This is a genomic window from Curtobacterium sp. B18, assembly GCF_000333375.1.
Lineage (GTDB): Bacteria > Actinomycetota > Actinomycetes > Actinomycetales > Microbacteriaceae > Curtobacterium.
The window spans coordinates 1-7,387 of the sequence record NZ_BACZ01000264.1; the positions used below are offsets into that span (position 1 = coordinate 1).

Below are 7,387 nucleotides of genomic sequence, written 5' to 3' on the forward strand. Positions count from 1 at the left end.
GTGCGCACTTAGTCACCCCGTGCGAGGAAGGCGGACTGACCAACCCGGCCGCACCGTGCGCCCCTCGTCACCCCGTGCGAACTTGACCGCATCGTGCCGCGCTACAAGCGCGCACCCAGCCACCAACCCAGCACCAGCCGACGAACACCGCACCGTGCAGTACGCGGCACCACCCGGCGGACGGGAGGCGCGGCGCCAGCCCACCCCGCGCCTCCCGCCCGCACCGTGCGCACCTCGCCATCCCGTGCGAGGAAGGCGGACTGACCAACCCGGCCGCACCGTGCGCCCCTCGTCACCCCGTGCGACTTTGACCGCACCGTGCCGCGCTGCAAGCGCGCACCCAGCCAGCAACCCCGCACCAGCCGACGAAAGCCGCACCGTGCGGACCAAGCCGCGGACGCCGGCACCCGCACCGACGCACCCGCACCGACGCCCCGCGGACCGAACACCCGCCGCGGACCGCGCCCCCGCCGCCGCACGGCCCCCTACAGCGCCACCGCGGCCGACTGCCGGGCGATCTCCAGTTCCTCGTTCGTCGGCACCACGAGCACCGCGACCCGCGACGCGTCCGTCGAGATGAGCCGCGCCTCGCGCGAGGCCAACTCGTTCCGATCCGCGTCGATCTCGATGCCGAGGTGCTCCAGCCCGGCCAGCACGCGCCGACGCAGCAGCGCGTTGTTCTCGCCCACGCCCGCGGTGAACACGACCGCGTCGAGCCCGCCGAGCTGCGCCGTGTAGGCCCCGACGTAGCGACGAATCCGGTGCCGGTACACGGCGAGCGCCGCCTCGGCCTCCTCGTCGCCCCGGAGCGCCGCGTCCTGCACGTCGCGCATGTCGCCGTTGCCGGTCAGCCCGAGCAGTCCGGACTGCTTGTTGAGCATGGTGTCGAGGTCCTCGAAGGACAGCCCGGCCTCGCGGTGGAGGTGGATGAGCACGGCCGGGTCGAGGTCGCCGGACCGGGTGCCCATCACGAGGCCCTCGAGCGGGGTGAGCCCCATGGAGGTCTCGATCGACCGGCCGCCGTCGATCGCCGCGGCGGACGCCCCGTTGCCGAGGTGCAGCACGATCGTCTTGAGCTCGGCGAGGGGACGGCCGAGGAACTCGGCGGCCTGCTCGGACACGTACTTGTGGCTCGTCCCGTGCATGCCGTAGCGACGGATCCCGTACTTCGCCGCGAGGTCGGCGGGGATCGCGTACGTGTACGCGTGCGGCGGCATCGTCTGGTGGAACGCGGTGTCGAACACGGCGACCTGGGGCACGTCGGCGAAGACCTGCTTCGCGGCCCGGATCCCCTCGAGGTTCGCCGGGTTGTGCAGCGGCGCGAGGCTCGAGAGCTCCTCGATCTGTCGTTCGACGTCGTCGGTGACCACGGTGGCGCGGTCGAAGGTGGTGCCGCCGTGCACGACGCGGTGGCCGACGACGGCCGGCGGATGCTCGTCGAACGACGGCCCGACCTTCGCGAATGCGTCGATCATGGCCTGGAACCCGGCGGCGTGGTCGGGGACCTCGGCCGAGTCGCTGGACGACGACTCGCCGGTGAGGGCGTTCGTGTGCTTCCACGCCCCCGTCGTCTCGCCGATGCGCTCCACGAGTCCGGAGGCGAGCGTCCGCTCCCCCTCGAGCTCGATGAGCTGGTACTTGAACGAACTCGAACCCGAGTTCACGACGAGCGCTGCGGTCACTGGTGGGTCACTTTCTTGTCGGACTGGAGGCGCGGTGCGGCCACCACGGGTCAGGCCGCGTCGGACGCGGTGCCGGCCTGGATCGCGGTGATCGCGACGGTGTTCACGATGTCGCCGACGAGCGCACCGCGAGAGAGGTCGTTGATCGGCTTGCGCAGGCCCTGCAGCACCGGGCCGATGGCCACGGCGCCGGCCGAGCGCTGCACGGCCTTGTACGTGTTGTTGCCCGTGTTGAGGTCGGGGAAGATGAACACGGTCGCGCGACCGGCGACGGGCGAGTCGGGCATCTTCGTCGACGCGACCGTCGGGTCGGCTGCGGCGTCGTACTGGATCGGCCCCTCGACGAGCAGGTCGGGTCGGCGCTCACGGACGAACGCGGTGCCGGCGCGGACCTTGTCGACGTCCGCTCCCGAGCCGCTGTCGCCCGTCGAGTAGCTGAGCATCGCCACGCGCGGGTCGATGCCGAACTGCGTCGCGGTCTCGGCCGACGAGATCGCGATGTCCGCGAGCTGCTCGCTCGTGGGGTCCGGGATGACCGCGCAGTCGCCGTAGACGAGGACCCGGTCGGCGAGGGCCATCAGGAAGACGCTCGACACGATCGAGGTGTCCGGGCGGGTCTTGATGATCTCGAACGACGGGCGGATGGTGTGCGCCGTGGTGTGCTTCGCACCGGAGACCATGCCGTCGGCGAGGCCGAGCTGCACCATCATCGTGCCGAAGTACGAGACGTCGGTCACGGTGTCGCGGGCGAGCTCGATCGACATCCCCTTGTGCGCGCGGAGCCGGGTGTACTCCTCGGCGAAGCGTTCGCGGAGCTCGGGGTCGAACGGGGACACCAGCTGCGCGGCATCGAGGTCGAGGCCGAGCTCGGTCGCGCGGGTGCGGATCGCGGCGGGGTCGCCGAGGATCGTGAGGTCGCACACCTGGCGCTGCAGCAGCGTCGAGGCCGCGCGGAGGATCCGGTCGTCCTCGCCCTCCGGCAGGACGATGCGCTTGCCGTACGCGCGGGCTCGGTCGAGCAGTCCGTGCTCGAACATGAGCGGCGTGACGACGCCGGAGGGGGTGAGCTGCAGCCGGTCCCGCAGGGCGTCGGCGTCGACGTGCTGCTCGAACAGCGCGAGGGCCAGGTCTGCCTTCCGCGGCGAGTCGGCGGCGAGGCGGCCCCGGGTCTGGGTGATCCGGAGCGCGGTGTCGTAGGTGCCGAGGTCGTTCTGCGCGATCGGGAGCGAGCTCGACAGGCCTTCGAGCAGGCGGGAGATCTGCGGCGCGGTCTCGAACCCGCCGTTGAGGATCACGCCGGCCAGGCTCGGGAAGGTCTCGGACTCGTTCGCGAGGAGCGTGGCGATGAGGACGTCGTTGCGGTCACCGGGGACGACGACGATGCCGCCCTCGATCAGGCGCGGCAGGACGTTCTCCATGCTCATGCCCGCGACGACGGTGCCGAGGGCCTCGCGGTCGAGCAGCGCCTCGTCGCCGCGCACCAGGGTCGCGCCGGTGGCCTCGAGCAGGGCACGGACGGTCGGGGCGACGAGGACCCGGTCCTCCGGGATCGCCCACACCGGCAGGTCGGGGTGGTGGTCCGCGACCGCGTGCTGGACGCTCGACACGACCGCGGCCAGCGCGTCCGGGTCGGCACGGTTGACGACGATGCCGAACAACTGCGCGTGCGCGGCCCGGAGCTCGCTCGTCGTGACGTCGGCGACCTGGGCCATGTCCTCCGGGGTGCGGGCACCGCGCTCGGCGGCGTCGCGGCCGCCGAGGACGAGCAGCACCGGGGCGCCGAGGTTCGCGGCGACCTTCGCGTTGAACGACAGCTCGGTGGGGCTCCCCACGTCGGTGTAGTCCGACCCGAGCACCACGACCGCGTCGCACTGCCGCTCGACCTGGGCGAAGCGGGTGACGATCGTGGCCAGCGCGGCCTCCGGGTCGGCGTGCACGTCGTCGTAGGTGACGCCGACCGCGTCGTCGTAGGAGATGCCGACCGCGGTGTGCTGCAGGAGGAGCTCGAGCACGTAGTCGGGCACGTCGACCGAGCGCGCGACCGGCCGGAACACGCCGACCCGTCCGACCGAGCGTGCGAGGGTCTCGAGGACACCGAGGGCGACGGTGCTCTTGCCCGTGTGTCCTTCTGCTGACGTGATGTAGATGCGGGTCGACACGCGTCCAGGGTAGTCGGCGCACACGGCACGACATCTGGGAGGATCCCGGTCCGCTCGACACGCGGTCGTGAGCACTCCCGGGAACCTGTACCATTGGGTGTCGCCGTCGGAAGACAGCGTCAGGAGAATTCGCCTAGTGGCCTATGGCGCACGCTTGGAAAGCGTGTTGGGTGCAAGCCCTCGGGGGTTCGAATCCCCCATTCTCCGCCAGTGCGAACAGAGCGCGTGACCCCCCCAGGTCACGCGCTCTGTTCGTTGCACGGCCGGGTCGGTCCCCCACCCGGCGGACCACCCTGCACCCCGTTCGCCATGGTCTGGCCCCGAAACGATGCCGAGGGGTGGAACGGGCTGTCCTCGGTACCCGTCGGTCGCCTAGACTGCTCGGACGGACGACCCCGGGACGGGTCGACCACGGTGCACGGAGCGGCAGGGGTGTCGTTCTCCGGGCAAGCGTCGCACGCTGCCCGGGCACCCGAGGGACGAGGAGTCCACGTGGGGGACCTGACGGCACCGGCAGCTGCTCGGCCGAGCGCGACCGTGTACGACGTGATCCTCCGGCCGCGACGGTCCCTCGTGCGCTCGACCATCCTGAGCGTCGTGTTCTCCGCGGTCCCCCTCGCCGTCGCCCTCGTCTGGGTCTCCCTGCCGATGCCGCTCTGGCCCGTCGTCGCGACCGCGATCATCCTGCTCGCGGCCGTCGTGGCCGTCGTCTTCGTGCGTCTCGGCACCGCGTTCATCGGTCTCGATCCGGTGGCCGTCACGGTGCGGGGCGTCCTCACCCCGAACCGTCGGGTGCCCCGCGAGCGCGTCCACAGCCTCGTCCTCGCCACGACCTACGGCAGCGCGGTGGAACGGACGACCCGTGAGCTCGTCGCGCTCGACGCCGACGGCACCCACCTGTTCCGTCTGCGTGCCGACACCTGGGGCGACGCCGGCATCGACAGCGTCGTGGAAGCCCTGGGCGTGCAGGTCACCGACGAGACCCGCCCGATGTCGATCCGCGCGTTCGTCCGGCGCTACCCGGCCAGCCGCTCCTGGTACGAGCGGCGCGGGGCCTACGTGGTCGTGGGCGTCGTCGCGGTGCTCGCCGTCGCGACGCTGCTGGTGCTCGAGACGACGAACCTGGTCGGCTGACCCGGCACGAGCACGCCGCGCTCGCTCAGCGACGACGGCGCAGGGTCGAGAAGATCCCCTGCACGACCTCCTTCGCGATCGTCCTGCCCAGCCCGGACCCGAGCAGGTCCGACAGCGGGTCCTCCGCCTTCCGTGACGTGGTGGTCCGCGACGAGGTCCGCTTCGACCGACGCGCCTCGGCCGCGCGCTCGGCCCGCTCGAACTCGCGCTGCGCCCGCTCGTACTCCTGCTGCGCCGCGGCCCGTTCCCGTGCCTCGGCCTTGTCCTTCGCCGCCGCCTCCTTCGCCGCGGCGGCAGCGGCCCGCGCGGCCTCCTTCTCCGCTTCGGCGGCGGCGGTGGCCGCGGCCTTCTCGGCGTCGGCGGCCGCAGCGTCCGCCGCGGCGGCCTCCATCCGACGGGCGAGCATCTCGTACGCCGAGTCGGGGTCGAGCCGTGCGCCGTAGGTCGCCAGGAGCGGGGACGCCTGCACGCGCGCGGTCATCTCGGGCGCGGGCATCGGGTCCATCGAGCCCTCGGGGGCGCGCAGTCGGGTCCACGCGACGGGTGTCGGTGCACCCTTCTCGTTCATCACGGTGACGATCGCCTCGCCGGTGGCGAGCGAGGTCAGCACCTCGCCGAGGTCGTAGTCGCTCGACGGGTAGGTCGACACCGTCGCCCGCAGGGCCTTCGCGTCGTCCGGGGTGTGCGCCCGCAGCTGGTGCTGGATCCGTGACCCGAGCTGGGCGAGCACCTCGTTCGGGACGTCCTTCGGGGTCTGCGTGACGAAGAAGATGCCGACGCCCTTCGACCGGATGAGCCGGACGGTACGGACGATCTGGTCGAGGAAGTCCTTCGACGCGCCGCTGAACAGCAGGTGGGCCTCGTCGAAGAAGAACACGAGCTTCGGTTTGTCCTGGTCACCCACCTCGGGGAGCTCGTTGAAGAGGTCGGCGAGCAACCACATCAGGAACGTCGAGAACACCTCGGGCTGGTCCTGCACGCCGGGCACCTCGAGCAGGCTGACGATCCCCCGGCCGTCGGCGGCGGTGCGGAGGAACACGGTCGTGTCGATCTCGGTCTCGCCGAAGAACTGGTCGGCGCCCCGGTCGGCGAACGTGATCAGCTCGCGGAGGATCACGCCGACGGTCTGCTTCGACAGCCCGCCGAGCTCGGCGAGCTCCCCCTTGCCCGCGTCGCTCGTCAGGAACGTCAGCACGCTCCGGAGGTCCGACAGGTCGACGAGGGGCAGCCCGGCCTGTTCCGCGTAGTGGAACACGAGCCCCAGCGACGACTCCTGCGTGTCGTTCAGGCCGAGGACCTTCGACAGCAGCAGTGGTCCGAACCCGGACACGGTCGCCCGGATCGGGACGCCGGTCCCCTGCCCGCCGAGGGAGTAGAACTCCGCCTCGCTCGCCGCGGCACGCCAGTCCTGCCCGATGCCGGCCGTCCGCGCGAGCAGCTTGTCGTTCGGCGTGCCGGCCACCGCCAGTCCGGACAGGTCACCCTTGATGTCGGCCGCGAAGACGGGCACCCCGTTCGCGGCGATCTGCTCCGCGAGGACCTGCAGCGTGCGCGTCTTGCCCGTTCCGGTCGCCCCCGCGACGAGGCCGTGCCGGTTCAGCATCCCGAGCGGGATCCGGACCTGGACGTCCGGCTGCGGGGCACCGTTCACCAGGGCGCCGAGTTCCAGGGCGCTGCCCTCGACCCCGTAGCCGGTGCGGATCGCGTCCACGGCGGCTGCTCCGAGCGGCCCGTCGGCGGTGGCCGGCTCGGGAGGCGCGGCTGGGGCCGGCGACGCCGGCTCGGCGTGCGGGGCGGTCGCGTCCACCGCCGGGGCGCTCGCGTCCATCGCCGGGGTCTGGGTCGGGGCCGGGGAGTCGACCACCGCGGGCTCCGTGGCGGAGGCGGGCTGCGCCTCCTGGCCCGCCTGTTGCTGCTCGGCCACGCGAGCGGCGAGCTCCTCCGCGCGCTGCACCGCCTCGTCCGCGAGGCGCCGGGCCTCGTCGGCCGCCTGCTTCGCCGCCTCTGCCGCTGCCCGTGCCTGCGCCACCACGTCGCTCATGCCCACAGCATATGGACGCGGCACCGCCCCTGTCCGGCCCCACCGCATCCGCGACGACGCACCGGTCGACCGACGCGCGGCTCGTCGCGGACCGGGTGCCGACCGGCCGGTTCAGTGCGTGAGCGCCGGGACCGTCCGCGGTCGGACGACCGCCCACAGCAGCACGATCGCGACGGCCGAGGTGCACGCCATCACGGCGGCCATCGGCGTCGCGGTGGTGATGCCGATCCACCCGACCACGGGCGAGATGATCCCGGCCACGCCGAAGTTCAGCGCGCCGAGGAGGGACGCGGCGGTGCCGGCCTCCTTGCCGTGCGCGGCCAGGCCGATCACCTGGACGAGCGGGAACGAGAACCCGCACGCGGCGATGA

4 protein-coding genes, 1 tRNA gene and 1 pseudogene are annotated in these 7,387 nt (G+C 72.4%); 2 read left to right on the forward strand and 4 right to left on the reverse strand.

Annotated features, from left to right (window positions below):
• Nucleotides 1–485 precede the first annotated feature (485 nt).
• Nucleotides 486–1,682, reverse strand: a complete 1,197-nt coding sequence (locus tag I5E_RS06670; RefSeq protein WP_022906304.1) for an acetate/propionate family kinase — start codon at nucleotides 1,680–1,682, stop codon at nucleotides 486–488.
• A gap of 50 nt (nucleotides 1,683–1,732) precedes the next feature.
• Nucleotides 1,733–3,841 (reverse strand): phosphate acetyltransferase, encoded by a 2,109-nt coding sequence (gene pta, locus I5E_RS06675; RefSeq protein WP_022906305.1) that lies wholly within the window; start codon nucleotides 3,839–3,841, stop codon nucleotides 1,733–1,735.
• A gap of 122 nt (nucleotides 3,842–3,963) precedes the next feature.
• On the opposite strand from pta, the gene I5E_RS06680 reads away from it, so the two are divergent.
• Both I5E_RS06680 and I5E_RS06685 read left to right on the forward strand, forming a co-directional pair.
• A tRNA-Ser gene (locus tag I5E_RS06680) sits at nucleotides 3,964–4,051 on the forward strand.
• A 282-nt stretch (nucleotides 4,052–4,333) separates the two neighbouring features.
• Nucleotides 4,334–4,975, forward strand: a complete 642-nt coding sequence (locus I5E_RS06685; protein WP_022906306.1) for a hypothetical protein — start codon at nucleotides 4,334–4,336, stop codon at nucleotides 4,973–4,975.
• Nucleotides 4,976–5,000: 25 nt separating this feature from the next.
• Here I5E_RS06685 and I5E_RS06690 read toward each other — a convergent pair whose 3' ends face one another.
• The gene (locus tag I5E_RS06690; RefSeq protein WP_031261752.1) at nucleotides 5,001–7,016 is read right to left on the reverse strand and encodes a helicase HerA-like domain-containing protein; all 2,016 of its coding nucleotides are present in this window, start codon (nucleotides 7,014–7,016) and stop codon (nucleotides 5,001–5,003) included.
• A 111-nt stretch (nucleotides 7,017–7,127) separates the two neighbouring features.
• Nucleotides 7,128–7,387, reverse strand: a pseudogene (locus I5E_RS06700) (Bcr/CflA family drug resistance efflux transporter); the annotation flags it as partial.

Excerpts from the sequence above, each read along its gene's own strand:
- I5E_RS06690 (WP_031261752.1), bottom strand. The coding sequence starts at position 7,016 with ATGAGCGACGTGGTGGCGCAGGCACGGGCAGCGGCAGAGGCGGCGAAG.